The sequence below is a fragment of the Streptomyces sp. ISL-94 genome (assembly GCF_018614075.1).
GTDB lineage: Bacteria > Actinomycetota > Actinomycetes > Streptomycetales > Streptomycetaceae > Streptomyces.
In genome coordinates this window covers 1-25,131 of sequence record NZ_JAGGOZ010000124.1, presented here as the reverse complement: position 1 = coordinate 25,131, position 25,131 = coordinate 1, and the positions used below count along the sequence as shown (strand labels likewise).

Here is a 25,131-nt window from a genome sequence, read left to right as displayed (position 1 = left end):
CTCGTACACCACGCCGTAAGGCGGCCGGACGGGCCCGCCCTGGGGGGCGGGTTCAGAGCCAGCCCTGGCGGCGGGCGGCGCGGACGGCTTCCGCCCAGCAGGGTCGCCGTCTGTGCGGGGGCCCGGCAGATCCGCATGTACGGAGGGTGTCCGTACAAATGTCACGGCCGGGCGGCGCGCGGACGGTGCGCGCGGGCGCGCAGGAGGATACGCAGCGGGGCCACCAGACCGTAGCCGGTGTCCCGGCGCACGGCGGTGGTGCCCGCGCGCTCCACAGCGGTCAGCTGCTGCGCCATGAGCTGCAGCATGGTCGCCACCACGGGGCGCAGGCCCGGTGCAGCCAGGCCCAGGTGGCCGTCGGTGGCGTCGAGAGCGGCTCGGGCGCGGCGGGTTTCGTCGGCGAGGAGGGCGCGTACGGCCGGGGTGTCACGGCCCTGTTCGAGGTCGGCGCGGGTCACGGAGTGCTCGGCGAGCCGGTCGCGCGGGATGCAGAGCCGGCCGTCCGCAAGGTCCCCGGCGAGGTCGGCGAGGAAGTCGACGCGCTGGGCGGCGTCGACGAACCGCCTCCAGCCCGCGGCCTGTTCGGGGTCGGGGCCGCCCTGGTACTGGAGCCCGGTGAAGACCAGGACGCCGGGCCAGGCGTAGGCGTCGAGGTAGGCCTGGAAGTCCTCCTCGGTGGCGAAGCCGTCGAAGCCGGCCTCGGCGGTGGCGGCGCCTTCCAGGAACCGGGACACCCAGTGCGGCGGCAGGGCGCGGGAGTGCACGGCGTGGGCGTAGGCGCGCAGCACGGGGTCGGAACTGTCCCCCGACGTCAGGGCGGCGTCGACCTGCTCGGTCAAGGCGGCCAGTGCGGCGGCCCGTTGCGGCGGGGTGCCGGTTTCGGCCACGTCGTCGACCAGGTTCATGAAGGCGAGACCGGCGGCCAGCCAGGGCACCAGCGGCGGGGCGGCGAGCAGGCGCAGCGCGAGGTAGGGAGCGGGTTCGCGGCGGAGCACCCGGCGTGCGGCGTGTGTGTAGTCCTCCCGCAGCCGGGTGCCGGAGATCCCGGCCGCCGTGAGCGTGGTGCGCCAGCTCGGCATGGTGGTGGTGCTCCCCTCGAAACGTTTCTCCCCGAACGTACGAGGATCAGGAGCCAGGATGTCAGGAGCAGGCGTCAGCAGCGGCGGCGGTCCCCGGTGACCGTGCCCTGAACGGTGGACACCGTACGGTCGTAGCAGCCGCCCGGCGCCCCCGAGCCATGCAGCCGGTAGCGGGCGGTGGTGGTGGCGACCGCGTGCCGCTGGTCGCGCGGAACGTTCGCGGTGTAGGTGGCGTCGCCCGTGTACCGGTCGTCGAGCCGGGTGGCGTCGACGCTCCGGCCGCCGCGCAGGGTGACGGTGTCCGCGCGGTCGCCCAGGGAGAGGACGGTGCGCAGCCGGTCCCCGTCGCCGAGGGCGGTCTCGCCGTCCATCGTGTAAGTGCGCGCGGTGCGGGTGGCGTTGGCGCCTCGGGTCACGGTCTCCTCGTCGGTCCAGGTGGCGGTGAGCGCGTCGCGGTTCTCGCCGTCGGTCCAGCGGTGGACGGAGGTGTTGCCCACGGCGCGGGTGACGGTGGTGGTGACCCGGCCGTGGGAGGTGTCGAGGTGCCCGGCGACGGTCAGCCGGTGGGCGCCCTCGGTGTCGAGGCGGTGCTCGGCTCCGGGCGTGCCGGGGGTGGCGGGCGTCCAGCGGGAGGAGTTGGCCGGATCGCTCTGCTCGTGCCGGGTCAGCGCTCCGGTGACCACCTCGCGGGCCTCGTCCTGCCAGAGCAGCAGATTGGTGGGGGTGCTCCAGCCGCTCTGCCCGGCCGGCACCCCGGCGACGGACACCTCGATCCGGTGCGGGCGCCCGTCGTTGAGGAGGGCGGCGTAGGGGGTGAGGTCGTAGAGGACCGGCTGCACGTCGAAGGCGCGGGGGCCGGGGGTGACGTACCAGAGGAAGGGGTTGGACCAGCCGCCGGTCCAGACGGTGGGGAAGGGCGCGGCGATGCCCGCGAGCCCGCCGTCCACGGAGATGCGGACCTCGCGGTAGGGGCCGTCGGCGGCCTTGCAGGAGTACGGGGCCGCGTCCGGGGTCGTCATGTACCAGTACTCCTCGCAGCCGCCGCCCGAGCCCGTGGCGTAGACCTCGGCGAGGAGGCGCTCGGTGTTGCGCGGGGTCGTGACGTCCGGGGAGGTCAGCGGGAGGACGCGGTCGGGGGTGTCGGGGGTCGCGGTACCGCGCTCGGCGGCGTAGAAGGTGAGGGTGACCTTGACGTCGATGACGCCGGTGTAGGTGTCGTTGACGACGTTGCCGATGAGCATCTCGACGGGCTGGGGGCGGCTGAGGGCGTCCCGGTAGCGGGTGACGTCCTTCTCGACGGACCAGGTGATGCCGTCGGGCGAGGGCTGCGGGGTGGAGGTGCGGAGGATCTCGACGCCGCCGACGGAGAGGTGTCCGAGCCGGTCGTACTGGCGGCCCTTGACCTTGCCGTCCAGGCGGAGAACCACCTTGGCCCAGTGGTCGGCGCCGCAGCCCCCGGGCGGCGTGTAGCTGCCCTGGTACGGGGTGAAGTCGCGGAACTGCGCCTCGGCGAGGGTCACTTCGCAGGACCGGGTCGCGGGCCGGCTGACGGGCGGGGCGGCGGTGAGGGGGTCGTGCCAGTCGGTGCCGAACTCGGCGGGCGGGTCGCCTGCGGGCGTGGTCGCGGGCTGTGCGGCCGCGGGGTGCGCGGCCGCAGCGGGCCCGGTCGTGGCGGGCCCGGTCGTGGCGGGCCCGGTCGTGGCGGGCCCGGTCGTGGCGGGCCCGGTCGTGGCGGGCCCGGTCGTGGCGGGCCCGGTCGTGGCGGGCCCGGTCGCGGCGGGCCCGGTCGCGGCGTACGCGGGTCCCGCGCCGGCCAGGGTGGCGGCGGCCAGCGCGATCGCGCCGAGCACGCCCGTGGTCCTGTGTCGTCTCATGGGCCCGCAGTGAAACCCGGCCCGCCGGGACCGCGCCAGGGCCGGTGTGCCGAATGTGGCGCGATCTCGCCCCTCGCGGCCGGGCCCGGCGGCCATCGGGGCGTCGCCCCGCCCGGGCCCGGGCGGGCGCGGGCTCAGTCGCGGGAGTTGCCGAACAGGATCCGGTAGCCGATGAGCAGGACCAGTGAGCCCGCGATGGCGGAGCCCCAGGTGGCGAGGTCGAAGAACTGGGTCTGGACCGGCCGGTCCAGGAAGCGCGCCGAGAGCCAGCCGCCGGTGAAGGCGCCGGCGACGCCGATGAGGGTGGTGCCGATCAGGCCGCCCGGGTCCCGGCCGGGCAGCAGGACCTTGGCGATGCCTCCGGCCAGCAGTCCCAGGATGATCCAGCCGACGATCCCCATGCCCGTTCACTCCGTTTCGGTGGTCCGGTGTTCTCCGGGGAGGACGCGGGCGGGGCCGAAACGGTTCTCCCGCGACCGGCCGGACGTGCGGCTCACGCCGCCACGCGGCCGGCCGGGGCGGCCTGGGCGGCCGGGGCGGCCGGGGCGGTTGGCCCGGTCTGCGCGGCCGGCCCGTCCGGGGCGGCGGGCACGGCCCGGGCGGTGGGCGGCGAGGGCGTACGGGTCAGCAGGAGCACGCCGCGCGCCGCGGCGACGGCCCCCGCCACCGCGAGCAGCACCCCCACCGCGCCGCCCTGGAGGCGTTCGCCGAGCAGGACCATGCCGATGGCGGCCGCGGCGAGCGGGTTGGCCAGGTTCACCACGGCGAGGGGGGCGCCGAGGCCGCCCCGGTAGGCCCGCTGCGACAGCAGCAGGCCGCCGACCGCGAACACCACGACGAGCAGGGCCACCGCGATGACCCGCACGCTGAACAGGGATCCGCCGCGGCCGCCCGCCACGGCCACGGTCTGGGTCAGGGCCGAGGCGGCCGCTGAGGCCAGCCCGGAGGCCATGGCGTGCCGCAGGCCGGAGCGCGGGTCCTTGGCGGCGGTCAGCAGCAGGATCACGGCGGCCGTGGCCCCGGACACGGCGAGCGCCTCGGCCAGGGTGAGGGTGTCGTCGGGGGCCGGTCCGGAGGCGGGGAGCAGCAGCAGGCCCAGTCCGGCGACGGTGGCCAGGGTGCCCCGCCACTCGGTGCCCGCCACCCGGCGCCCGGCTCGGCGCGCGCCGAGCGGGACGGCGGCCACGAGGGTGAGTGCGCCGAGCGGCTGGACCAGGGTGAGCGGCCCGTAGCGCAGGGCGGCGGCGTGCAGCAGCGCGGCGGACGCGTTCAGCCCGGCCGACCACCACCAGGCGCTGTTGCCGAACAGGGCCTTGGCGCTGCGGGCGACAGCGGCCCGGGCGAGCCGCTCCTGGGCGACGGCGGCGGACGCGTAGGCCACGGCGGAGGCGAGGCAGAGGCAGACGGCGAGCGCGGTGGCGTTCATCGCGCGGCTCCCACGGCCTCGGCGGCGCGCCGCGGGCCGGGCAGGTCCCGTACGGCGGCACCCGGATGGGCGCCCGCGTCGGTGTCCGGAGCGCCTGGGTCCGTGTCGGCGGCACCCGGGCCCGGCCGCCGGATCAGCAGCAGGGCCGCCCCGAGCAGGACGGTCGCCACGATCGCGTCGAGCCAGTAGTGGTTCGCCGTGCCGACGACCACCAGCAGGGTCAGCAGGGGGTGCAGCAGCCACAGCGCGCGCCACTTGGACCGGGTGGCGGCGATCACGCCGAGCGCGAGCATCAGGGCCCAGCCGAAGTGCAGGGAGGGCATCGCGGCGAACTGGTTGGCCATGGTGTCGGTGGCCGGCGCGGCCCCGTAGACGGTGGGTCCGTAGACCTGGGCGGTGTCGATCAGGTCCGCGTCGCCGAGCATCCGCGGGGGTGCGAGCGGAAAAGCGAGGTGCAGGGCGAGGGCGGCACCGGTGAGGACGGCGAGCACCCGGCGGGTCCACAGGTAGTGGCGGGGACGGTGCAGGTAGAGCCAGACCAGGAAGAGCGCGGTCGCGGGGAAGTGGACGGCCGCGTAGTAGGTGTTCGCGCCGTGCACGAGGGCGTCCCCGTGCAGCAGCAGCCGCTGTATCGCGCCCTCGCCGGGCAGGTGCAGGGCGCGCTCGGCGTCCCAGATCCATGCGGCGTTGCGGAAGGCCTCGTCGGTGCGTCCGGTGGAGAGCATCCGGCCGGCCTTGTAGACGGTGAACAGGCCCGCGACGAGCAGCAGCTCGCGTATGAGGCGGCGGCGCGCGGCTCTCGGTCCGGCTGCCGGATCGGCAGGTGTGGTCTGGGAGGTCATCCCCCGGTCTCTCTTCCTGTTGCGCGCACATCGACAGGGCACACATCGACACGCCAGTGTATCGATACATTCGCGTATCGATACACTGGCGTGTCGATACGCCTGCGTTCCCCTACACTCGTACTCGAACCTGCCCCCACGGCGCCCCCGAGGAGAGCCGCACCCCATGACGTCGACGCCGGCCACCGCTCGCCGCTCCAAGATCAGCCCGGAGCGGGAACAGGAGTTCTACGAGGCCGTCCTGGACCAGCTGCGCGAGCACGGCTACGAGGCCCTGACCATGGAGGGCGTCGCCGCCCGCGCGAGCTGCGGCAAGTCCACGCTGTACCGGCAGTGGAAGACCAAGCCCCAGCTCGTCGCCGCCGCCCTGCGGGCGAACCGGCAGGGCACCCTGGTCGCGGTGGACACGGGGACGCTGGGGGGCGACCTGCGCGAGGCGGCCCGGATCGCGGCCTGCACCTCCGGCCGCGACACGCGGCTCACGCAGGCACTCGGGCACGCCGTGCTCAGCGACGAGGAACTCCAGGCCGCCCTGCGCGAGGCCCTGGTCGAGCCGGAGCTGGCCGCCTTCGACGCGATGGTGGAGCGGGCCGTGGCCCGGGGTGAGATCGCCGCGGACCACCCCGCCGTGGAGTTCCTGCCCGCGCAGCTCATGGGCGTGCTCCGCATCCGGCCGGTGCTGGAGGGGCGGTACGCCGACGCCGACTACCTGGTGCGGTTCGTCGACGCGGTCATGCTCCCCTCCCTGGGGCTGACAGCACCCCGGACCCCCTGAACCGGTGGGCCGCCGTCTCGATGACCGGACGGCGACCTGCCCGCGCTGCCTCGTGGGGACGGCGGCAGCGCGCCACCCGGACCGGGCGGCGGGCACTCACACGTGGAGTGGCCGCCGCCCGATCTGTGCGGCGGCCCCTCGAGGTCAGCGGATCGCGCCCATGATGCGGGTGAACTCCTCGGGGCCGGCGTCGAAGCCGCGCAGGCGCGCGTCGAGCGACCAGACGCCCGAGTCCTCCCGGGTGAACTCCGCGACCGTGGCCGCGGTGGCCGCCGGGACGGACTCGAAGCCGCCCTGGGCGAGGTCGGTGTACCCCTCGCGGATCCGGATGCCCGTGCCGGCGATGTCGGCGAAGGTCCTCCGGGGACCGCCGCCGATGTCCTGGATGACCACGCCGACCACCACCCGGCGCAACTCGGGTGCCATCCGGTCGAGTTCGAGGGTCATCACCTCGTCGTAGCCGAAACCCTGGCCCGTGTGGCTGTCCCGGTTGAGGGTGATGGTGCCGTCGGGCGACCGGCTGCCGAAGTGGACCAGTTGGAGGGGCACCCCGTGGAGGTCCGCCGCGCCGTAGACCGCGACCACCAGGTCGAGGTCGTGCGCGGGCGTGCCGGCGGGGCTGGGGTCCCACCGCAGCCCGACCTCCACCTTGGCCAGACCCTTGCGTACACCGGTCACCGAACTCCCCCTCCTCTGAACGGGTATTGCCCGGACATGCTCCCACGTGGCCCGCGCCAGGACCGAACGGCCATACGTTCCCGGCCAGTTCGGCAGGGCCCCCGCGGCACCCGGCCCGGCCGCCCACCCTGACCCGGCCGCGCCCTGACCCGGCCGCGCCCTGGCCTGGCCACCCTGACCCGGCCACTGACCCGGCCAACCGCGCCGAGCCACCCTGGCCCGACCACCCGCGCCCGGCCACCCGCGCTCCGCTACCAGGCGCCGTCCTGTACCGGCTTGCCCGGCCTCGGAGCGTTGCCGAGCGGCTTGACCTGGCCCGGGCCCGGCTCCGCCCAGGGGGTGTGGTCGTCGCCGAGCCACTCCCCCACCGGCTTGACCCCGCCCAGGGCCTCCGCCGGGGCGAGGTCGGCGGCGGTTTCGTCGTAGTAGTCGAACCAGGGCAGCCCGGCCTTGGTGTAGGCGGCCCGGTCGACCGGCGAGGGCGGTGCGTCCTCCCCGGTGATACGGCGCCACGCGGGCGGGGTCACCAGGTGGACGAAGACCCGCGCGGCCGGCTCCCGCGCCCAGGCGGAGAGCGGCCGCTCGTCGCGGTAGACCTCCTGGCGCATGGCCCCGCCGACACCGAGCCCCATCGCCGGGGCCGCCGACGCGGGGGGCCCGCCCTGCCTCGGGGCCGCGCCGGGAGCGGACGCCGCCATCGGCATCGGCACGGCGCCCCCGAAACCGCCGGGTGCGGGCGGAGCCCCGTACGGGAGGCCGCCCCCGTACGGCCTCGGCCCCGGCGTCCGCGCCCGCTCCGCCAGCCGCCACTCGGCCAGCGCCTCCGGCCCCAGCGGGAACGCCTGGAGCTGCACCCCGCCGGTGGTCTCCTCGCCGGTCACCTGGCCCTCGACGGTGGCGCCGAGCCCCAGCGGTACGGCGACGAACTGGCGCACGGTCCCGTCGCCCGAGTTGATCCCGTCCAGCCACGGCTGCCGGGGCAGCACCACGTAATTCTGCGGGGCCCGGGCCAGCCGGCCCGTCCAGCGCTCGCCGGAGACGGCGCACACCTTGCCGACCCCGACCTGAAGCGCGGCGGGCTCCCGGGTGCCGCCGAAGCTCAGCCACATCGCCTCGCGCAGGTACACGGGCAGCATCACGCCGCCCTTCGCCAGCCATTCCTGCGGCGCCGTGTCCGGGTAGTCCTCCACCCGCCGCAGCGGGAACTCCCCCAGCCCCGGGGGCAGCGCGTGCGTGCCCGATTCGGGCAGGCGCAGTGTCCGCATGAAGCGGATCTGCACCTCTTCACCCAAGTGCAGCGCATTACCGTCGAGCCGTACCGAATCAGTGCCCATGTCCGCCCCTTTTTCCCGTTCCGACCACGACCGACCACATAATCTGCGGCCGTTCCGGATCGTTATCCTCAAGTTTTCCTCAGATCTAGTGACGCTGTGCCCGTCCCCTTTCTAGCTTCCTCGTACACGTGTCTCGACGTTCCCCTGCGTCACCGCGGTTCCCCGCGCGCCCGGCGATCCCGGCGCACGGCCCGCGTCCGAGGAAAGAGTGCAGCATGAAGGTTCCCCAGGCCGGAGCGGTCGCCGCAGTGATCGCCCTCGTCCTCACCACCTCCGGGTGCGGCGATGACGAGTCCACGGGGAAGCTCGCCATCGGCATCAAGTTCGACCAGCCGGGCATCGGGATGCGCGAGGCCGACGGCACCTTCTCCGGTTTCGACGTGGATGTCGCCACCTACATCGCCAAGGAGCTCGGCTACAAGCCGGACCGGATCGACTTCAAGCAGGTCTACAGCAACGACCGCGAGCTGCTGCTCCAGTACAACGAGGTGGAGTTCGTCGCCGCGAGCTACTCGATCAGCGACAAGCGCAAGGAGAAGGTCGACTTCGCCGGCCCGTACTTCATCGCGCACCAGGACCTTCTGGTCCGCGCCGACGACGCGAGCATCACCAAGGCCGAGGACCTCAACAACAGGAAGCTGTGCTCGGTCACCGGCTCCACCTCGGCGGAGAACATCAGGAAGAACCTCGCCCCGAAGGCGAGCCTGCTGGAGCAGGACGGGTACTCGGAGTGCCTCGTCGCCCTCCGTGACGGCACGGTCGACGCCATGACCACCGACAACTCCATCCTGGCCGGGTACACCGCCATGAAGGGCAACAAGGGCAAGTTCAAGCTGATCGGGCTGAACCTGAGCAACGAGAGCTACGGCATCGGTGTCAAGAAGGGCGACAAGGAACTCCAGGGCAAGATCAACGCCGCGCTGAAGAAGATGGTCAAGGACGGCTCCTGGGAAGCGGCCGTGAAGAAGAACTTCGGGGCGGCCGACTACAAGTACGAGCCGGCCCCACAGGTCACGTCGGGCATCACAGCGGGCAGCTGACGATCGTCGAGGCGGTGGCGGGGTCCGACCAGTCGGCGTCGAAGCGGGCGTTGACGACGTAGAGCCGGTCGCCGTACACCGCCGCGGTCGTCGGCTCGTCGAAGCGCGGGTCGGTGATCTGCTTCGCGAAGCGGGCCCGGCGGCCGTCCCCGCTCAGGGTGACACGTCGATGGCGTAGGCCCAGTTGCGTACGACGTACAGCGTGCGGCCGTGCACCACGAGGCCGTCGCCGTTGCCCACCGACCCGCCGTCGAGCACGGTGCGCGTGGCGTCGCCGGTGCGCGGGTCGACGCGGTACAGCGCCTCGGCGGTGTCGTGCACCACCAGCAGGGCCCGGCCGTCGGGGGTCCGCTCGATGCCGTTGGCGCCCCAGTGCCGGCCGCCGGGCGGGACCGGGGCCCACTCGCCGCCGAGCCGCAGGGTGCGCGGGGCGGCGCCGGCGCCTGCGAGGTCGCGGCCGGCGGGCAGGAAGTACAGGACGTCGTTGAAGGAGTCGGTGAACCAGGCGCCGCCGCATCCGACGACGACGTCGTTGACGAAGGCGCTGCCGGTGGCGGCCTGGTGGGTGGCCAGGACCCGGCCGTCGCCGGCGTGGACCATCCACCTCAGCACACCTCCCGTGCCGCGGCAGTCCCGGACCACGACACTTCACAAGGGAATGAGGAGCCTCCCCTTCGCGGCTGCGGCCCGAGCGGCGTGTCAGGTCGCCGGCGCCTTGCTCCGCAGCACGGTCGGGAACTCCCGCATCCAGCGCGAGGGGTCGGGCCAGGCCCTCGCCGAGACGAGCGTGCCGTCCACCACCGTCTCGGCGTCCTCGAACTCGGCCCCCGCCGACCCCGCCGGGGCCACCGCCACCCTGCCCGCGGTGCGCGCCCGGCACACACCAAGGTGCGCGCGCCCGACACATGGTTTTTACCTGTAGGGCACATGACAATGTGAGCCTCGCTCTGCCACCTGATACCCCGCCAATTCCCCGGGCGGGAACGGTGCGTTCGGAGAGGTACCCCCACGTGAAGAGCATCCCTCGCCTGACTCCCTGGGCGGCCGGCCTCGCGGCCGTCGCCCTGATCGCCGTACCCGCCGCGGCCTCCGCCGGGCAGCAGCGGACGACGGCCTCCCAGGAGGCCGCGGCCGCCACCTCGGCGGACGCCTACGCGACATCCGTCGACGCCTACTACGCGGCCGCCGAGGGCAAGACCGGTGCCGCGCTGAAGACCGCCCTGCACGACATCATCAAGACCCAGTCCAAGGTGACCTACGACGGGGTGTGGAACGCACTGAAGGTGACCGACCAGGACCCGGCGAACCCGAACAACGTCATCCTGGTGTACTCCGGCCGCTCGCAGTCCAAGTCCACGAACGGCGGCGACCCCGACGACTGGAACCGCGAACACGTGTGGGCCAAGAGCCACGGCGACTTCGGCACCGCGACCGGCCCGGGCACCGACCTGCACCACCTGCGCCCCGAGGACGTCACGGTCAACAGCACCCGCGGCAACAAGGACTTCGACATGGGCGGCAGCCCGGTCTCCGAGGCCCCGGGCAGCTACACCGACGCCGACTCCTTCGAGCCGCGCGACGCGGTCAAGGGCGACGTGGCGCGCATGCTGCTCTACATGGCGGTGCGCTACGACGGCGGCGACGGCTTCGCCGACCTGGAGATGAACGACAGGGTCAACAACGGCACCGCGCCCCTCTTCGGCCGGATCAGCCTGCTGAAGCAGTGGAACCAGCAGGACCCGCCGGACGCCTTCGAGCAGCGCCGCAACCAGGTCATATTCGACACCTACCAGCACAACCGCAACCCCTTCATCGACCACCCGGAGTGGGCCGACTCCATCTGGTGACCGGGCGCGCAGTCCTGGGCCGCGCCGGGATTGGGCCGCGCCAGGGGCGGGTATCCGCAGGTCAGAGGCTGCGGTCCGCACCCGGCGGCGCAGCCCACGGAGGTACGTGGCCATGGACGGAGCCGGACTCTCGGACCGCGAGCAGCGCGCCCTCTCGGCGATCGAAGCCCATCTCAGAAGCGACCGGTCGCTCGACCGGCTGCTGCGGTCCGCGCATCTGCGCCACCGCACCGCCGCGGCCTGTCTGCTCGGTGCGGTGACGCTGGCGCTGCTCATCGCGGCGTCGATCACCGTGTCCCAGCCGCTGATCTGGGCCTTCGCCGCGGCCTGGATACTGACCGTGGTCACGGCGCTGCCGGTCGTCGGCGGGTGGGTCCGCCGCCGCTGGCAGCGCCGTGAGCGCACCGCGGGGTCGTAGGCGCACCACGCGGCCGCGCCAGGCGCCCCTACGGGAGGTGGATCTCGTCGAGGGTGTCGATGGCTCCGTCGGCACCCAGGTGGTAGCGGAAGGGCAGGCCGGAGTCGGGGTGGGCGGTCACCCAGGCGATGAGCTCGAGGAGGCTGATCGTCTTGGGCTCCGCGCCCGCGACGATCGGAGCCGTGGCCGTGGTCTGGGCGGCTTCCGCGATCGGGATGAAGGTCTCCTTGCCCACCGGCCCGAAGTGCGCGCCGTCCGCGCCGTCCGTGTCCGGGGTGCCGCAGCTCCAGTTCCCGTGCTTGACGATCAGGTTGTGGGACCCGCCCTCGGGTGTGTAGCGGCGGAGGGCGATCAGGTCCGGTGCGATGGGCATCGTGTGGTCGCAGGTCGCGGTGGGAGCCGGGGAGGCGGGCTTCTTCCCCGCCGTGGCGGTCGCCGAGGGCGTCGCGGCCGTCGGGGTCTTCCCTGCCGAGGGCGTCGCGGCGGTCGGGGCCGCCGGAGGCCGTCGCCGTGGCGGAGTACGGACCTCCGTGACCTACCGGAGCCGGTCGGCGAGGGCGTTGAAGGCGGGCCAGGCCAGTGGGGGCGTGCGGGAGTCCCACACCTTCTGGGAGAGCGCGGCGAGCGGCAGCCGGATGCCCGCTGCCACCTGGGCCTGGGTCTGGGCCCCGGACAGGTCGCACCAGACGGCGAGCCGCGCACCCAGGATCTGGCCGGCGTACCGGGCCGGGACGGCGGTGGTGCCGCGCAGGACCAGCGGTGTCCACTGCTCGTAGATCCGCCGCCCGGTGGGATAGGTGAACTGGTTCGGCTCGCCCAGCACGTAGTACAGGTACTCGTCGTTGAGGTTCACCACCTTGCGGCCCGCGCTCAGGTAGTCCAGCGGCGGGCGGGCGCCGATCTCCTTGCCGGTCCAGTACTCCACCTGGAGGTCCTTGGCCGCGGTCGCGACCCCGCCGGCGAAGAAGCCGTCGTTCCAGGCCTTGAGCGCCTTGCCCGACGGGCGCACGGTGTTCGCGCGGTCGTCGAGCCAGCCCGTCGCGAGGTCCTGTACGCGGGCAGTGGGCCCGTACCGCTGCTGCGCGGCGCGCGCGAGCTGCGGGAAGGAGGCCTCCGGGTTGCGGACGACCAGCGCCTGGTACTCGTCGGCGCCCAGGTGCCAGGCCCCGCCGGGGAACAGCGGCAGGTACTCGCGCAGCAGTTCGTCGACGAGTTTGGCGGCTGCCGGGTCGGATATGTCCACGGCGCCCTGCACCGCTCTGCCCTGTACGTCGCGCAGTTGCAGGCCGGGGTGGGCGCGCACCACGGCGCCGAGGTGCCCGGGCGAGTCGATCTCCGGGACGACGGTGATGTGCAGGCGGGCGGCGAGCGCCGTGATGCCGCGGACCTGCGCCTTGGTGAGGTGCGGGGTGGAGACGATCTCGGGGTGGGTGTCCGACTGTATGCGGAAGGCCTGGTCGTCGGAGAAGTGCAGGCCGAGCTGGTTCAGCTTCAGGTCGGCCATCTCGCGCAGCCGGCCCTCTATCCAGTCGGGGGTGAAGTGCTTGCGCGCGATGTCGAGGTTGAGGCCGCGCTGCGGTTTGGCCGGACCGTCGCGCACGGTGCCTTCGGGGGCCGAACCGGCGCTCCGCACGGCCTGTTTGAGGGTGCGGGTGCCGTAGAAGACCCCGGCCTCGTCGGGGCCGGTGATCCGGACCCGGCCGTCCTTCACGGTGAGGGTGTACGACTCGGGCGACCCTGAGTCCTTGGCGCCCAGGGAGAGTTCCACATCGCCGGGGCGCGGCGCCACCGACTGCGCGTATGCCATACGCAGTTCACCGGCGAGCAGTTTTCCCTCGTCGGCGAGGGCGGCCGTGTCACCCTGCGCGACGACCACGCGGGCCTCCGGGGCGGGCTTCCAGCCGGGCCCGCGGGCGGGTTCGTGATCCCGTACGGCCGGGATGGTGCGCGGGGCGGTGGACAGCGGGTAGGACGGCGTCGGGGTGGGCGTGGGCGCGGCCTCGCCGGTGCCCTCCGGGGCCGAGGGCGGCGCGCTGGTGCCCGGCGCGGGAGCGGTGGGAGCGCGGGCCCCGTCGGAGGCGGCGGTGCAGCCCGGGGGGGCGAGGACCACCAGCGCGGCGGCGGTGGCCGTCGCGCTGACGTGGACTCTCCCGTACTGCCTCGGTTTCCGCATCATGCACCCGTGTCCTCCGTACCAACGTGGCACGGAGGCCTCGGGCGCGCGACCCGGCGGCCTCAGACCAGGGCGTCGAGCGCGGCGGCGGCGAAGCCGTGGTCCTGGTCGGGGGCGCCGCCGACGACGCCGATGGCGCCGATGAGGCGGCCGTCGCGGTGGACCGGGAGCCCGCCGGCGGGGAAGAGCAGGGGCCGGTCGAGGACGGTGGGCAGCGTGTGGAAGGGGCCGCCGGGCCGGACCGCATCGACGAGGTCGGCGGTGGGGGCGTCCGGCTGGAGGGCGGTGTAGGCCTTGCGGGCGCTGGTCTCGCCGGAGATCAGCACGGGCCGGTCGTCGCGCCGGAAGGCGAGCAGGTGGCCGCCGGCGTCGAGGACGGTGACGCTGACCGCGGCTCCGGCCGCTTCGGCGGCGGTCCGGGCGGCGGCGACGAGCAGGTCGGCGTCCTCGGTGGTCAGCGGGGCGACGGCGGTGCGGGTGGTGCGGGACATGCGGGGGCTCTCCTGGGATGTCGTACGAGGGGTCGTGGATCAGTGGTGGACGGGGACGGCCGCCGGGGCTCCGGCGGCGACGGTCCGGGCGGCGGCACCGGCCGGGCGGGACGCCGTGCGGCGCTCCAGCGCACCGGAGACGAGGGCCAGGACCAGGGCGGAGGCGGCCAGCGCCGCGCCGACCCAGTTCGGGGCGGTCCAGCCGAGGCCCGCGGCGATCACGAGGCCGCCGAGCCAGGCGGCGAGGGCGTTGCCGAGGTTGAAGGCGCCGAGGTTGACGGCGCCGATGTTGACGGCGGAGGCCAGGGTGGGCGCGCCGGCGGCCTGGTCGAGGACCCGCTTCTGGAGCGGCGGCACGGTCGCGAAGCCCAGGGCGCCGATGAGGAGGATGGTGACGGCGGCGCCGGCCTTGGTGTGGGCGGTGAGGGTGAAGGCGGCCAGCGCACCGAGGGCGTAGCCGGTGACGGGCCGCCCGACGGACGGCGAGGGGGACGCGCTTGAGGTTCTTCACGGTGGTTCTCCACGGTCGGGTCGAGGGCGCGGTACTGCGCCCCCCACCCCTCACGACGCGCGCCCCCCGGGGAGGTTGCCGCCGGACCCGGAAAACTTTCCGGCCGTCACCGCGGGGGCAGGTGATCGCCGGGCTGGCGGCGGGGCTCCGGCCGCCGCGCCGCGCACCCGTGGAGGTTCCGGTCCGGACGCCCGCCTCCCCTTGAGCGCGCCCGGCCCCGTGGATCACAATCCGCAGATGGCGACGCCCCCGTACAGCAGTTGGATGCGGTACTTCTCCCCCACCGCCAACCACCGCAGACTCGGCCTCGTATGCCTCGGGGTGGGGGTGCAGGAGGGCGGACTGCCGGTCGTGGGGCCGCGCGTCCTCGACCACCACGTGGCCGTGGTCGTCACGCGCGGCCGGGGCTGGTTCAGCCACGGCGGCCGGCCCGCGCAGCCGGTGACCGCGCCCGCGCTGCTGTGGCTGGTGCCCGGCGTGGAGCACCACTACGGGCCCGATCCGCGCGGCGGCTGGGACGAGTGCTTCGTCGATTTCACGGGCCGCAGCGTGGAGGCGTACACCGACCTCGGCTACATCACCCCGGACCGGCCGCTGGTGCCGCTGAGCGGGACGGCCGGGGTGCGGCACGTGGTCGACGGGATCGTCCGGGCCGCCCGGCGCGGGGGCCCGCTGCTGGAGGTGGAGGCCGCGGCCGCCGTGCACGGGCTGCTGGTGGCCCTGCGCTACGCCCGCGCCGAGGTGTCCCGGCACGGGGACGCCGTGATGGACGCCCTGGCGCGGGACGCACTGCTGCCGATCTCGGTGGCCGAGCACGCCGCCCGGCTCGGGATGCCGCTGCCCCAGCTGCGCTGGGCGGTGCGGCGCAGTACCGGCGAGGGGGTCAAGGAGTACCTGCTCGGGATCCGGCTGAGCCGGGCGAAGGAGTTGCTGGCCCGCACCGACCTGCCGGTCGCCGGGGTCGCCCGGCGGGTCGGTTACGAGGATCCGGCCTACTTCAGCCGGCTGTTCAGCCGCCGGGTGGGCATGGCTCCCGTACGGTTCCGGGCCCAGCAGTCGGTGCGGGGCCCGGCCCGTTGACCCGGCGCGAACCTCAGGGCCGGTAGCCGATGTTGAGTTCCGCCACCGAGGTCCAAGGGTTGCCGCCGACCTCGCTGGTGGCCTTGAGCCTGACGTAGCGCGCGGTCCGCTGGGGGAAGGAGGCGTCCTGCTGGGCGGTGCTGTCGGTGAAGGTCCCGGTGGCCGCCGCCGTGCCCCAGGTGAGCCCGTCGGCCGACGTGAACACCTGGTAGCCGGCGATGCGCCCGTTGCTCTGCGTCTGCCGGGGCAGATAGTGCAGCGCCGAGACGTTGTACGGGGCGCCGAGGTCCAGGGTGATCTCGTGCGGCATCGGCGCGGTGGAGGCGTACCACTCGGTGTGCCAGATCGTGGAGGCGTTCCCGTCCAGGACGTTGGCGGCGCTGCCGTTCTCGCCCGTGGTCTCCTGGCTGTCGACGGCCTTCACGCTCATCCGGCTCTGCGGTACGACGAGTTCGCCGCCTCCGGCCGGGCCGAGGTCGTCCACGGTCAGGTCGTCGAGGACGAGATCGGCCTCGTTGTGCGAGCCCTCCGGGGTCACCTTCCGTACGCCGATCCAGGCGTCGGCCCCGGCGGTGAAGGTGGTCGTGAAGGTGGTGGGCGTACGGGCCTGGCCCAGCGCGATGGCGGTCTCGGTGGAGCCGGCGCCGGTGATGAACTGGTAGTCGCCGCCGAAGCCGTTCTCGTAGGTGAAGGTCACCTTGTAGGAGCGCCCCTGGGTCAGCCGCAGGGTCTGGGGCAGGGTGCGGTAGACGAGCCCGGTCCGCTCCTCGTGCGACTTGAGGGAGTTCTGCCCGCTGATCACGTCGTCGACCAGCTTGCCGCTCCATCCGGCCTGCGTGTACGGGGCGTTGCGCTGGGCGATGTGCGTGCGCGGGTCGGTGGCCGAGCCTCCGGCGCCGCCGAAGGCGAAGGGGCCCCAGCCGGCGTCGGCGTTCTCGAAGTCCTCGGCGAAGAAGTGCCCGCCGAGCGGGGTCCGGGCGGAGCGGACCACGCGTACGTCGTCCAGGTAGACGGTGCCGGTGCCGGATCCGGCGGTCGCGGACAGCTTGACCGTGGCGGCGGACTGTCCGGCCGGGACGTCGAAGAACACCTTCATGCGCTGCATCTTCGTGCCGTTCTTCTCGCTGCCGCCGAGGCTGTTGGTCAGCGGTGAGGAGTCGGCGTACACGGAGGCGGCGGCGCCGCCGGCCGGGGTGGCGGTGAGGGTCACGGCGCGTCCGGCCGGGGTGGAAACCCAGACGGAGGCGGCGTAGGTGCCGGGGGCGAGGCCGGTGAGCTGCTGGGAGACGGCGGGGGTGGTGCCGGGGGCGAAGGTGAGCTCGCTTTGGCCCTGGGCGTTGCGGGTGACGGCGGCTCCGGTTCCGGTGACGGTCCAGGCGTTCAGGTTCCCGGCGTAGAAGGAGGGGTCCTTGACCGGGGCGGCCTCGCCCCACTCGGGGTCGGCCGGGGCGGGCGCGGCGCCGTTGGTGACCACGTAGGCGGTGCGGGCGGCGGCGCTGATGGTGACCTGGCCCTGGCTCACCGCGAGGTCGCCGACCAGCCGGCGTCCGGTGTCGGTGAGTTGGTAGAGCTTGGGCGCGGTCCAGCCGGCGGGCAGGGTCCAGGTGGTGGAGCCCGCCTTGTCGTTCCAGTGGTAGAGCTTGCCGTCGCGGGGCAGCAGGTACGCGTCCCCGGACAGGACGGTGCGGCCGGCGGTGGTGATCTGGCGCTTGTTCCCGGTGGTGGTGACGGTGGTGCCGTTGGCCAGGGTGACCGTGTCGGCGGTCCACTTCACGATCGGGGATTCCTGGAGGTATTTGGTCGGCAGGTTGACGGCGAAGGTGGTGTTCAGGAAGGCGGTGAAGTCCTTCTTGCCCTGCCAGCCCTCGTAGGCGGTGACCTCGGCGCCGCCGAGCAGCGGGTTGCGGGCGATCCAGTCGTCCTTGGTGTGGTTGGCGATGAAGCGGGCGATGGTGGAGTTGACGCCCTTGAGGTCGCTGCCGCCGTAGTCGACGTCGGCCGCCCAGTGGTGCCAGAGGGACTGCTCGGTGAGGGTGTGGGGGAATTCCGTCGCCAGCTGGAAGCCCAGACCGCCGATCTCGCGCTGGAGTTTGCGCGATACGTAGCCGTCGCCGTACCAGACGTCCACGTAGAGGAAGTCGAGCCCGGGGGCGGCGGTCTTGAGGTCCTGGAGCCGCTTCAGCCGCTCGCCGGACTGGCCGTCCTTGCGGGTGTCCACGTAGTACGACTGGTCGAGCCAGTCCCAGCCGAGGCCGCCGCTCTGGTGGGCCGGGTCGAAGGTGGCCGAGACGGGGTACTCCTCGGTGGCGTTGACGTGCACGCCGAAGTCGGCGTTGTAGGCGTGTCCGGCGGTGGTGAGGGTGTTCAGGTCGACGGCGCCGCCCAGCTTCGAGCCGATGTTCTTGTAGTCCATGTGCGCGGAGTCGTGGCCCTCGGAGGCATATCCCTTGAGGAGGACGAACTGTCCGAGGCCGTCCGTGGCGAGCGAGACCCGCTTGGTCTCGTCGAGCGTCTGCGCGAAGGGGTGCGTCGCCTGGGAGGCGAAGTTGAAGGGGATCCGCTGCACCACCCGGTCGGCGGTCTGCTGCCAGCCGGTGGGCGGGGTCCAGATGTCCCGGTAGGCGATGGCGGCGTCCTGCCAGTCGACGGCCGAGTCCGCGTTGCGGTCGGCCGTGATCGCGATACGGGCGTACGGCAGCGGCTCGGTGTCGCCGTCGGCCGCGCCCGCGGCCCGGTGCAGCCAGGCTCCGCTCCACAGTCCGGCGCGGCGGTAGGAGCCCTTGTCGGTGACCCGCTTGCTGATCCGGCCGTTCTCCCGTGCGGTGCCGCCCGAGGGCGTGTCGTAGAGGGAGTTGGAGTCGATGGCGGCGGCCAGCTTGCCGGTGTTGGCCAGGCCGTACATGACGGTGGTCGCGGCGGAGTCGACGGGGGTGCTGCCGGTGATCGGGGTGAAGGTGTCCCCGGTGCCGGTGGTGGCGGTGTGCATCGTGGCCGTGGAGAGCGCGGCGCCCGGCTGGTCGCTGCGGACGCTGACGAGGTGGTGTTCGGGGATCGCGAGGCTGCGTACGCGCAGGGCGGCGGTGTCCTCGATCGCGGTCACCTTGAACTCCACGACCGAACCGGTCACGGAGATACGGGATCTGATGGTCACTCCGGAGAAGGTGAGCGCGTAGTCCACGGCGGAGGCGGAGGGGGTCGAGGTCACGGTGGGGGTGTAGGCGGTCCCGTTGACCAGTACGGTGCTCAGCGGGTCCTCGTTGCCGTGCAGGACGTCGCCGGTGGCGCGGCGGGTGTAGCCGATGACACGGGGGAAGCCGCTGTCCACGCTGACGGACAGCTCGGGCGAGGTGATCGTCACGGGTGCGGCCGCCGCGGCGGGGGCGGCGGGCGCGGCCGCGACCAGGGTGGCGACCAGGCCGGCCACCGCGGCTGCGGCAGGCCAGAGGGGGGTTCGCATCGGACCTCCGGGAGTCGGCGCTTCCTCGGCGGAAGACCGCTCGGCACGCAGGCCCGAGCGGTCCGCTCACTGACCTGACAGCTTGCGGACCGCGGGGCGCGCAGGCCCATGGACAAAGCGGAGCGCCGTCCTGGACTTACGTGCTCGGGAGGGGCCGGAGGGGCTCGGGGGTCGCGGGCCCGGGGGTCGCGGGCCCGGAGATCGCGGGCCCGGGGTCGCGGGCCCGGGGCTCAGGTGGATGCGGACGCCAGGACGACGGCCGTCCCGTAGGCGCACACCTCGGTGCCGACGCTTCCGGCGTCCGTCACGTCGAAGCGCATCATCAGGACGGCGTTCGCGCCGCGCCCCTTCGCCTGGTCGATGAGCCGGTCCATGGCCTGGTTGCGGGTCTCCACCAGGGTCTTGGTGAGGCCCTTCAGCTCGCCGCCGATCACCGACTTGAGGCCCGCGCCGATCTGGCTGCCCAGGTTGCGGGAGCGCACGGTGAGGCCGAAGACCTCTCCGATGACCCGTTCCACCCGGTAGCCGGGGACGTCGTTGGTCGTCACGACCAGGACGCCGGTCTCCTGGGCCCCGGGGCCGCCGCCATAGTCTTCGATACCCATGGCAGTCACTCTCCCCCGGCCCGCCGCGGCCCGCACGTCGACCGGTATGCAATATTGGGCATATCGGGCTAATCGGCGGTGAGTCAGCGTGGCTGCGCGCCCCTCCCTCGTCATAGTCGTCCCTGGCAACCGCCTGGTTGCCGCCCCGCGCCGCGCGCCGCGGCCGGGCGGACGTCTTCGTAGAGGAGCCGGCTCATGCTGAAGCCCCCCAGGACCATCCTCGCTCTCGCCGCCGGAAGCCTGGCGCTCGGCCTGGTCGGGGCCGGGGCCGCCGTCGCCGATGACGAGGGTGCGGCGGCCGCCGCCACACCGTCGCAGCAGACCGCCATCGCGGCCGACGACACCGAGCGGTCCGACGGCCACTGGGACAGGTACGCCCTCGGCAAGGTGGTCTCCAAGGGCCCGTTGAAGGTCCGCAGCAAGCCGACCACCCGCTCGCAGAGCGTCAACCACGTGTACCCGAACCGCAAGATCGAGATCGAGTGCAAGACGCACGGCGAGTCGGTCGACGGCAACAGCATCTGGTACCGCCTGCACCGCTCGTACGGCGCCGGCTCGGAGGACAAGGCGTACGGCAACGAGCACTGGGTCACCGCCCGCTACGTCCAGAACCTCTCCCAGGTGAAGTACTGCCACTGACCGCTCGCCCGGTCCGCAGGTCGACTGCGGCGGCTAGAAGTCGCCGTAGTTGACCTGCCAGGTGGGCAGACCCATCCGGCGCCAGACCGCCACCACCCGGTCCCGGTCGTCGAGCGACACGCGTACCGCGTACCGGTGTCGCACGTGGGTGTCGAACAGCTCCGCCTTCACCACGTCGTCGCGGCGCGTGTCGCCGGCGGCCCGCATCCACAGTTCGTCATACGGCACTTCGTGGCGCCGCAGCCAGGACTCGGTCTGCGGCCGGTGTTCCTCGCCTCGCCCCGACAGCAGCACGATCGTGTCGCCGTCGGCGCGCCGGAAGGCGTCGAGCGCGTGCCGTACCGACTCGTTGAGCAGGTCGAGCTCACAGCGCGAGAAATCGTACGGACCCCGGTCGCCGGTCAGCGCGAGGGTCCCGTCGATGTCGCACATCACCGCGGTGGGCAGCGCCGGGTCCGGTATGTACGCGGTCACGGGCGGCGCGGCCATCGCGCCGGAGCCGCCGTTCAGCCACTCCGCCGTCAGCCGCCACCCGCCCTTGCGGGCCTTCGCGTGCTTCTCGGCGAGGATCCGGATGATCTCCTCGCCGACGGCGTTCTGCCGGGCGGCGTCCCGGCGCAGGCACTCCTCCAGCGGGACGCCGGTGAAGTCGTGCACGACGAAGGCGGCGAGGCCGCCGACCGCTGCCTTGAGGCGCTTCGGGATGTGCTTGGTCAGGTGCGTGTTGTCGACGACCACGTCGAAACCGGCGTCGACGGCCGCGCGGACCGCCGCGTCCTGTACGGCCAGTACGGTCTGCTCGTGCGCCCAGGAACGGCCCCGCTCCGGGTCCGGCAGGTCGAGCATGCTCCGCAGGTCGTCCAGGTTGACGCGGCGCATCCGGCCGCCGGCCTGCGCCTGGAGGGCGCGCGCCGCGGTCGTCTTGCCGGAGGCCGGCAGTCCCGTCATGACGTGCACGACGGGCAGCGGAGCCTCGTCGGGAACGGTCGCGGGCACTACGGGCACTTCTTCGGGCACGGCTCAGTTCTCCTCGTCGGTGGTGTACGGGTCGGCGGTCTGCGGCCGCAGGTGGCGCCAGGTGGTGAGCTCGGTGGGCCTGCCGTCGAGCCGTAGGAACATCGCGGGGCGGATCCCCCGGTCGGGCAGTTCCCGGACCGCGCGGGCAAAGGCCCCCCGGTCGGCCGCCAGGTGGGCGAGGCCCGCGTAGGCCCCGTCGATGGCACGCTCGTGCCGCTCGGCCTCGCCCTCCAGCCGGGCGATCACCTCGCGCACCCAGGTGTCGAACTCGTCGGGCACCTGCTCCAGCAGCGCGTCGAGGGGCTTGCCGCCCGAGGCCTCGATGTCGGCGACCGTGCAGTTCAGGCCCTGGGCCAGCTGCTTGGCGGGCAGCCCGGCGAAGCGCTGGATGCCGTGGCTGCGCCAGATGTCCCGCTCGGTCACGCCGGTGAGCACCTTGTGGAGCCGTACGTACTCGGACAGCTTGGCCTTCGCGCGCACGCCGGAGGCGAAGCGCAGGACGAAGCCCTCGGCATCGATGCCGGTCGCGGCGGCGCCGCCGGGCAGGGTGTTGGACTCGGTCAGCGCGATCAGCTCGTCGAGGGGCATGGCGGGCCAGATCCTGACGACGGAGCCGATCCCCTCCCAGTGGGGCGCGGCCTCGGCGAGCGGAACCTCCGTGCCGTCCCGGCCGAAGGCGGCGAGGAGGACCAGGTCCCGGCGGTCGCCGTAGTCGACGACGATGCGGTTCTGCGGGTACAGGATCTCCGCGAGGTACGTGGTGCCCGGGCGCAGGGCCGAGGTGTCCTTGGCGTCGAGGCGGCGCTGGGCCCAGGTCGCCTGGGCGCTGGTGAAGGAGCCCTTGGAAGCGACCAGCCAGCGGCCCGCGTAGTGGAAGACCACGGCGAGGCTGCCGTCGACCTTGTCGTAGACCTCGAAGGGCTCGTCCGGGAGGGCGGGGGCGTACGGCTGTCCCGACTCGTGTTCGCCGACGTTGAAGAACTTCGGCAGCGGGAGCGCGACGACCGCGCCGGTGGTGTCGTCGGCGACGAGTCCGCGGCAGCGCGTGGTGACCTGGTCCCAGACGCGCTCGTACTGGGCCGTCCGCGTGTACGTGTAGAGGGACAGCGGCAGTTGGGGGTGCGGCTTGCGGGTCACGTACCCGGCGTCGATCGAGTCCGCCAGGGCCTGTGCGGGCATCAGGTCATGCAGAGTCAGGTGGTCCTGGCTCATGGATTCCTCCCGGTTTGAGATGGCTCATTCTCACGTGCGGGAGGAGCTGCCCGGTACTCAATTATGACCGGTCGGCGCCCGTGCCCCGCGCCGCTCGGCGGGAGGTGTCAGAAGGACGGGAGGGGTGGGAGGTGTGCGAGGTGACGAGCGCGGCGCAGGTGAACAGGCAGGCGGCGACAGCGATCCAGAGCAGGACCTCGCCCAACGGGCGCAGCCAGGCCACCGCGGTCGGCTCCGCCGCGGAGAGGCAGGCGGCGGCCGTCATGCCGAGCGGGAAGACGGTGGCCCAGCGCCGGATGTCGTAGCGCGGCCGGGGATGGCGCAGTTCGGCGGTGAGGAGGACCGCGTACCAGGCGAGGGAGAGCCCGAGCGCCGCGAGGGTGGTGGTACGCAGGGCCGTGTGCGCCGAACCGGTCCATACGGGTGATGCCGTGAGCCTGGAGGCGGCCAGGGCGGAGATGGACAGCGCGCCGCCCGCCACCCAGTGGTCGCCCGCTCCGCCCACCACTTCGCGGAAGTCGAAGCGGACCAGGGCCGCCGCGTAGAGCAGCAGCCCGAGGCAGAAGCAGGCCGGCGCCGCCCGGGCGAGCCAGTCGCGGTGTTCGGCGGCGGCGAGGACGGCCGCGAGGACGGCGAGCCCCTGGGTGGCGACGCAGACGAGGAAGGCCACGCCGGGCATGCGCCGCCGCCAGTGCCGTACGACGGAGAGCAGCAGCCCCGGCCAGAGCACGGCGGCCAGGACCAGCAGGGCGGCGGCCGCGTCCTGCCATCCCAGCGCGGAGAGCCGGGTGCCGAGCACGGTGGTGGCGGCGACGGCGGTCAGGGCCGCCGGGGTGTCGGCCTCGGCCCGGAACCGTCCGCGGTCACCGAGCAGCCGGGCCGTGAAATCGGCGGCCAGTACGAGCCACAGCGCCCCGGAGAGGGCCAGCGCGACCAGGGACACCACCTCGTGCCCGGTCAGGTGCAGGCCGACGGAGATGACGGCGACGGCCATGACGGCGGCTCCCGCGGCCGGCGGGAGTCCGGCCCACCAGCCGCGGCCGGGAAGAGGGCTCACCCCTCCAGCGGACCCCACGGGCCGCCGGCCCGCCACCGCACGGGAGTCCGTTCGCCGCCTGCAGGCAAGATCGACAGAACGGGCGCGCAGTGCACAGGCGCCGCTCGGGCGGTGCGGCCGGGTCGCCACAGGCCTCAGGCCCGGCTCCCCCATGGAGGAACCGGGCCTGAGGACCGAGAGGGGACGCGGATCAGGAACGCGGGTTGCGGTCCTGCTCGGCGGCGCGCGCCGCGTTCTCGGCGTGCTTCTCCTTGATGCGGACCGCTTCCTTGCGGACCTCGGCCTGGGTGGCACGCTCCTTCTGCAGCCACTCGGGAGCTTCCTGCTTCAGCGCCTCGATCTGCTCGGTGGTGAGGGGCTCGGTGATTCCACCGCGGGCGAGGCCGGCGATGGAGATGCCGAGCTTGGCCGCGACCACCGGGCGGGGGTGCGGGCCGTTGCGCCGCAGATCCTGGAGCCACTGGGGCGGGTCGGCCTGCAGCGCACTCAATTCACTGCGCGAGACGACACCCTCCTGGAACTCTGCGGGGGTGGCCTCGAGGTACACGCCCAGCTTCTTCGCCGCGGTTGCGGGCTTCATCGTCTGGGTGTTCTGGTGCGACGTCATGGTGTCAAGAGTATCGAGCGTGTGCGCTACCTCCGACCACGACCGGTAACCTGGCGGGGTGACAGGCTCGGAAGTACCCCATTCGTTCCGGCTCGCTTATGTCCCCGGCGTGACCCCCACCAAGTGGATCCGGATCTGGAATGAGCGGCTGCCCGACGTCCCGCTGACCCTGGTCGCGGTGTCGCCCGCCGAGGCCTTCGGCGTGCTGCGCGACGGCGGCGCCGACGCGGGATTCGTCCGGCTGCCGGTGGACCGCGACGACCTCAGCGCGATCCCCCTCTACACCGAGACCACGGTCGTGGTGATCCCCAAGGACCACCTCGTCGCGGCGGTCGAGGAGGTGTCCGCGGAGGATCTGGCCGAGGAGATCGTGCTGCACCCCCTCGACGACACCCTGGCCTGGGAGCGCCTGCCGGGGCAGCCCGCGATCGAGCGGCCCGCCACGACGGAGGACGCCATCGAGCTGGTGGCCGCGGGCGTGGGCGTACTCGTCGTCCCGCAGTCGCTCGCGCGCCTGCACCACCGCAAGGACCTCACCTACCGGCCGGTCTCGGACGCCCCCGAGTCCCGCGTCGCGCTGTCGTGGCCGCAGGACGGGACCACGGATCTGGTGGAGCAGTTCATCGGCATCGTCCGCGGGCGGACCGTCAACAGCACCCGCGGCCGCCCGCAGACTCCGGAGCAGCCGAAGGCCACCGCCAAGGCCAAGGCGAAGGCGAAGGCGAAGCGCCCGGATGCGGGCGGCGCGCAGCGGAAGCCGGGATCCGGCAAGGCGGCCGGCAAGAACCCGCGCGGCGGCTCCGGCAGCCCCAAGGGCGGCAAGAGCGGCAAGCCGCGCCGCCGTCCCTAATGCTGTGGCCGGAAAGGTGTGCCGGGGCGCGGCGTCCGGTGCGGTGCATCGCAAGGCGGAGGGCCGCGGCTCGTACGGGACGTACTCGCGCGGTCCGACAACGCGGCGAGGTGCCGTGC

The 25,131-nt window shown here is 73.4% G+C and carries 23 protein-coding genes and 3 pseudogenes; 7 read left to right on the top strand and 19 right to left on the bottom strand.

Annotation, left to right across the window (positions count from 1 at the left end):
* Window positions 1–161: 161 nt before the first annotated feature.
* The 5 genes and pseudogenes from J7E94_RS31730 to J7E94_RS31710 all read right to left on the bottom strand — a co-directional run bounded on the left by J7E94_RS31730 (window position 162) and on the right by J7E94_RS31710 (window position 5,221).
* Window positions 162–1,079 carry a squalene/phytoene synthase family protein gene (locus J7E94_RS31730; RefSeq protein ID WP_215020277.1) on the bottom strand — a complete coding sequence of 306 codons (918 nt, stop codon included), beginning with the start codon at window positions 1,077–1,079 and terminating at the stop codon, window positions 162–164.
* A gap of 74 nt (window positions 1,080–1,153) precedes the next feature.
* A pseudogene (locus tag J7E94_RS31725) lies at window positions 1,154–2,743 on the bottom strand (peptide-N4-asparagine amidase); the annotation flags it as partial.
* Window positions 2,744–3,087: 344 nt separating this feature from the next.
* A complete protein-coding gene (locus tag J7E94_RS31720) occupies window positions 3,088–3,354 on the bottom strand; it encodes a GlsB/YeaQ/YmgE family stress response membrane protein (RefSeq protein WP_215020276.1) in 267 nt (88 codons plus the stop codon).
* A 92-nt stretch (window positions 3,355–3,446) separates the two neighbouring features.
* Window positions 3,447–4,379: a hypothetical protein gene (locus J7E94_RS31715; RefSeq protein ID WP_215020275.1), complete on the bottom strand. Its 933-nt coding sequence runs from the start codon at window positions 4,377–4,379 to the stop codon at window positions 3,447–3,449.
* Window positions 4,376–5,221, bottom strand: coding sequence for a phosphatase PAP2 family protein (locus tag J7E94_RS31710; protein WP_215020274.1), 846 nt, complete (start codon window positions 5,219–5,221; stop codon window positions 4,376–4,378). Before J7E94_RS31710 ends, J7E94_RS31715 begins: the two co-directional genes overlap by 4 nt.
* A 166-nt stretch (window positions 5,222–5,387) precedes the next feature.
* Between J7E94_RS31710 and J7E94_RS31705 the strand changes: the two genes are divergently transcribed.
* Complete coding sequence (locus tag J7E94_RS31705; protein WP_215020273.1) at window positions 5,388–5,996, top strand: TetR/AcrR family transcriptional regulator; 609 nt, start codon at window positions 5,388–5,390, stop codon at window positions 5,994–5,996.
* A 144-nt stretch (window positions 5,997–6,140) separates the two neighbouring features.
* Here the strand turns inward: J7E94_RS31705 and J7E94_RS31700 are convergent, their stop codons facing one another.
* Both J7E94_RS31700 and J7E94_RS31695 read right to left on the bottom strand, forming a co-directional pair.
* Window positions 6,141–6,674, bottom strand: a complete 534-nt coding sequence (locus J7E94_RS31700; protein ID WP_215020272.1) for a TerD family protein — start codon at window positions 6,672–6,674, stop codon at window positions 6,141–6,143.
* Between the two features lie 251 nt (window positions 6,675–6,925).
* Entirely contained in the window at window positions 6,926–8,008 is a 1,083-nt protein-coding gene (locus J7E94_RS31695; protein WP_215020271.1) for a hypothetical protein, read from the bottom strand.
* A 215-nt stretch (window positions 8,009–8,223) separates the two neighbouring features.
* Between J7E94_RS31695 and J7E94_RS31690 the strand changes: the two genes are divergently transcribed.
* Window positions 8,224–9,048, top strand: coding sequence for a glutamate ABC transporter substrate-binding protein (locus J7E94_RS31690; protein WP_215020270.1), 825 nt, complete (start codon window positions 8,224–8,226; stop codon window positions 9,046–9,048).
* Between the two features lie 153 nt (window positions 9,049–9,201).
* Here J7E94_RS31690 and J7E94_RS31685 read toward each other — a convergent pair whose 3' ends face one another.
* Window positions 9,202–9,648, bottom strand: a complete 447-nt coding sequence (locus tag J7E94_RS31685) for a hypothetical protein (RefSeq protein WP_215020269.1) — start codon at window positions 9,646–9,648, stop codon at window positions 9,202–9,204.
* Between the two features lie 99 nt (window positions 9,649–9,747).
* Window positions 9,748–9,882, bottom strand: a pseudogene (locus J7E94_RS31680) (peptidase); the annotation flags it as partial.
* A gap of 176 nt (window positions 9,883–10,058) precedes the next feature.
* Between J7E94_RS31680 and J7E94_RS31675 the strand changes: the two are divergent.
* Window positions 10,059–10,895: an endonuclease gene (locus J7E94_RS31675; protein ID WP_308345585.1), complete on the top strand. Its 837-nt coding sequence runs from the start codon at window positions 10,059–10,061 to the stop codon at window positions 10,893–10,895.
* Window positions 10,896–11,007: 112 nt separating this feature from the next.
* Window positions 11,008–11,313, top strand: coding sequence for a DUF3040 domain-containing protein (locus J7E94_RS31670; protein ID WP_215020267.1), 306 nt, complete (start codon window positions 11,008–11,010; stop codon window positions 11,311–11,313).
* A 28-nt stretch (window positions 11,314–11,341) separates the two neighbouring features.
* Here the strand turns inward: J7E94_RS31670 and J7E94_RS31665 are convergent, their stop codons facing one another.
* From J7E94_RS31665 to J7E94_RS31650, 4 genes and pseudogenes are all read right to left on the bottom strand, one after another.
* Window positions 11,342–11,686, bottom strand: coding sequence for a hypothetical protein (locus tag J7E94_RS31665; RefSeq protein WP_215020266.1), 345 nt, complete (start codon window positions 11,684–11,686; stop codon window positions 11,342–11,344).
* Window positions 11,687–11,848: 162 nt separating this feature from the next.
* Window positions 11,849–13,486 (bottom strand): glycoside hydrolase family 20 protein, encoded by a 1,638-nt coding sequence (locus J7E94_RS31660; RefSeq protein WP_215020280.1) that lies wholly within the window; start codon window positions 13,484–13,486, stop codon window positions 11,849–11,851.
* 62 nt (window positions 13,487–13,548) lie between these two features.
* The gene (locus J7E94_RS31655) at window positions 13,549–13,977 is read right to left on the bottom strand and encodes a heme-binding protein (RefSeq protein WP_215020265.1); all 429 of its coding nucleotides are present in this window, start codon (window positions 13,975–13,977) and stop codon (window positions 13,549–13,551) included.
* A gap of 39 nt (window positions 13,978–14,016) precedes the next feature.
* A pseudogene (locus tag J7E94_RS31650) lies at window positions 14,017–14,445 on the bottom strand (MFS transporter); the annotation flags it as partial.
* 280 nt (window positions 14,446–14,725) lie between these two features.
* On the opposite strand from J7E94_RS31650, the gene J7E94_RS31645 reads away from it, so the two are divergent.
* Entirely contained in the window at window positions 14,726–15,568 is an 843-nt protein-coding gene (locus J7E94_RS31645) for an AraC family transcriptional regulator (RefSeq protein WP_251057525.1), read from the top strand.
* Window positions 15,569–15,581: 13 nt separating this feature from the next.
* Here the strand turns inward: J7E94_RS31645 and J7E94_RS31640 are convergent, their stop codons facing one another.
* Together J7E94_RS31640 and J7E94_RS31635 are read right to left on the bottom strand one after the other, a co-directional pair.
* Entirely contained in the window at window positions 15,582–19,025 is a 3,444-nt protein-coding gene (locus J7E94_RS31640; RefSeq protein ID WP_215020264.1) for an endo-alpha-N-acetylgalactosaminidase family protein, read from the bottom strand.
* Window positions 19,026–19,255: 230 nt separating this feature from the next.
* Entirely contained in the window at window positions 19,256–19,630 is a 375-nt protein-coding gene (locus J7E94_RS31635; RefSeq protein ID WP_215020263.1) for a YbjQ family protein, read from the bottom strand.
* Window positions 19,631–19,825: 195 nt separating this feature from the next.
* Between J7E94_RS31635 and J7E94_RS31630 the strand changes: the two genes are divergently transcribed.
* Window positions 19,826–20,269: an SH3 domain-containing protein gene (locus J7E94_RS31630; RefSeq protein WP_215020262.1), complete on the top strand. Its 444-nt coding sequence runs from the start codon at window positions 19,826–19,828 to the stop codon at window positions 20,267–20,269.
* Window positions 20,270–20,302: 33 nt separating this feature from the next.
* Here J7E94_RS31630 and J7E94_RS31625 read toward each other — a convergent pair whose 3' ends face one another.
* The 4 genes from J7E94_RS31625 to J7E94_RS31610 all read right to left on the bottom strand — a co-directional run bounded on the left by J7E94_RS31625 (window position 20,303) and on the right by J7E94_RS31610 (window position 24,162).
* Window positions 20,303–21,286, bottom strand: a complete 984-nt coding sequence (locus J7E94_RS31625) for an AAA family ATPase (RefSeq protein WP_308345582.1) — start codon at window positions 21,284–21,286, stop codon at window positions 20,303–20,305.
* Window positions 21,287–21,289: 3 nt separating this feature from the next.
* Window positions 21,290–22,498: a T4 RnlA family RNA ligase gene (locus tag J7E94_RS31620; protein ID WP_215020261.1), complete on the bottom strand. Its 1,209-nt coding sequence runs from the start codon at window positions 22,496–22,498 to the stop codon at window positions 21,290–21,292.
* A gap of 61 nt (window positions 22,499–22,559) precedes the next feature.
* Complete coding sequence (locus J7E94_RS31615) at window positions 22,560–23,555, bottom strand: tellurite resistance/C4-dicarboxylate transporter family protein (protein WP_308345580.1); 996 nt, start codon at window positions 23,553–23,555, stop codon at window positions 22,560–22,562.
* Window positions 23,556–23,745: 190 nt separating this feature from the next.
* On the bottom strand, window positions 23,746–24,162 hold the full coding sequence (locus J7E94_RS31610) for a DUF5997 family protein (RefSeq protein WP_215020259.1): 417 nt from the start codon (window positions 24,160–24,162) through the stop codon (window positions 23,746–23,748).
* A 58-nt stretch (window positions 24,163–24,220) separates the two neighbouring features.
* Between J7E94_RS31610 and J7E94_RS31605 the strand changes: the two genes are divergently transcribed.
* A complete protein-coding gene (locus J7E94_RS31605; RefSeq protein ID WP_215020258.1) occupies window positions 24,221–25,012 on the top strand; it encodes a LysR substrate-binding domain-containing protein in 792 nt (263 codons plus the stop codon).
* Window positions 25,013–25,131: the final 119 nt, after the last annotated feature.

Bases quoted from the DNA above. Each gene is read 5' to 3' on its own strand.
- J7E94_RS31730 (WP_215020277.1), bottom strand. From the start codon at position 1,079: ATGCCGAGCTGGCGCACCACGCTCACGGCGGCCGGGATCTCCGGCACC.
- J7E94_RS31720 (WP_215020276.1), bottom strand. From the start codon at position 3,354: ATGGGGATCGTCGGCTGGATCATCCTGGGACTGCTGGCCGGAGGCATC.
- J7E94_RS31715 (WP_215020275.1), bottom strand. From the start codon at position 4,379: ATGAACGCCACCGCGCTCGCCGTCTGCCTCTGCCTCGCCTCCGCCGTG.
- J7E94_RS31710 (WP_215020274.1), bottom strand. From the start codon at position 5,221: ATGACCTCCCAGACCACACCTGCCGATCCGGCAGCCGGACCGAGAGCC.
- J7E94_RS31705 (WP_215020273.1), top strand. From the start codon at position 5,388: ATGACGTCGACGCCGGCCACCGCTCGCCGCTCCAAGATCAGCCCGGAG.
- J7E94_RS31695 (WP_215020271.1), bottom strand. From the start codon at position 8,008: ATGGGCACTGATTCGGTACGGCTCGACGGTAATGCGCTGCACTTGGGT.
- J7E94_RS31690 (WP_215020270.1), top strand. From the start codon at position 8,224: ATGAAGGTTCCCCAGGCCGGAGCGGTCGCCGCAGTGATCGCCCTCGTC.
- J7E94_RS31685 (WP_215020269.1), bottom strand. From the start codon at position 9,648: ATGGTCCACGCCGGCGACGGCCGGGTCCTGGCCACCCACCAGGCCGCC.
- J7E94_RS31670 (WP_215020267.1), top strand. From the start codon at position 11,008: ATGGACGGAGCCGGACTCTCGGACCGCGAGCAGCGCGCCCTCTCGGCG.
- J7E94_RS31665 (WP_215020266.1), bottom strand. From the start codon at position 11,686: ATGCCCATCGCACCGGACCTGATCGCCCTCCGCCGCTACACACCCGAG.
- J7E94_RS31660 (WP_215020280.1), bottom strand. From the start codon at position 13,486: ATGCGGAAACCGAGGCAGTACGGGAGAGTCCACGTCAGCGCGACGGCC.
- J7E94_RS31655 (WP_215020265.1), bottom strand. From the start codon at position 13,977: ATGTCCCGCACCACCCGCACCGCCGTCGCCCCGCTGACCACCGAGGAC.
- J7E94_RS31645 (WP_251057525.1), top strand. From the start codon at position 14,726: ATGGCGACGCCCCCGTACAGCAGTTGGATGCGGTACTTCTCCCCCACC.
- J7E94_RS31640 (WP_215020264.1), bottom strand. From the start codon at position 19,025: ATGCGAACCCCCCTCTGGCCTGCCGCAGCCGCGGTGGCCGGCCTGGTC.
- J7E94_RS31635 (WP_215020263.1), bottom strand. From the start codon at position 19,630: ATGGGTATCGAAGACTATGGCGGCGGCCCCGGGGCCCAGGAGACCGGC.
- J7E94_RS31630 (WP_215020262.1), top strand. From the start codon at position 19,826: ATGCTGAAGCCCCCCAGGACCATCCTCGCTCTCGCCGCCGGAAGCCTG.
- J7E94_RS31620 (WP_215020261.1), bottom strand. From the start codon at position 22,498: ATGAGCCAGGACCACCTGACTCTGCATGACCTGATGCCCGCACAGGCC.
- J7E94_RS31610 (WP_215020259.1), bottom strand. From the start codon at position 24,162: ATGACGTCGCACCAGAACACCCAGACGATGAAGCCCGCAACCGCGGCG.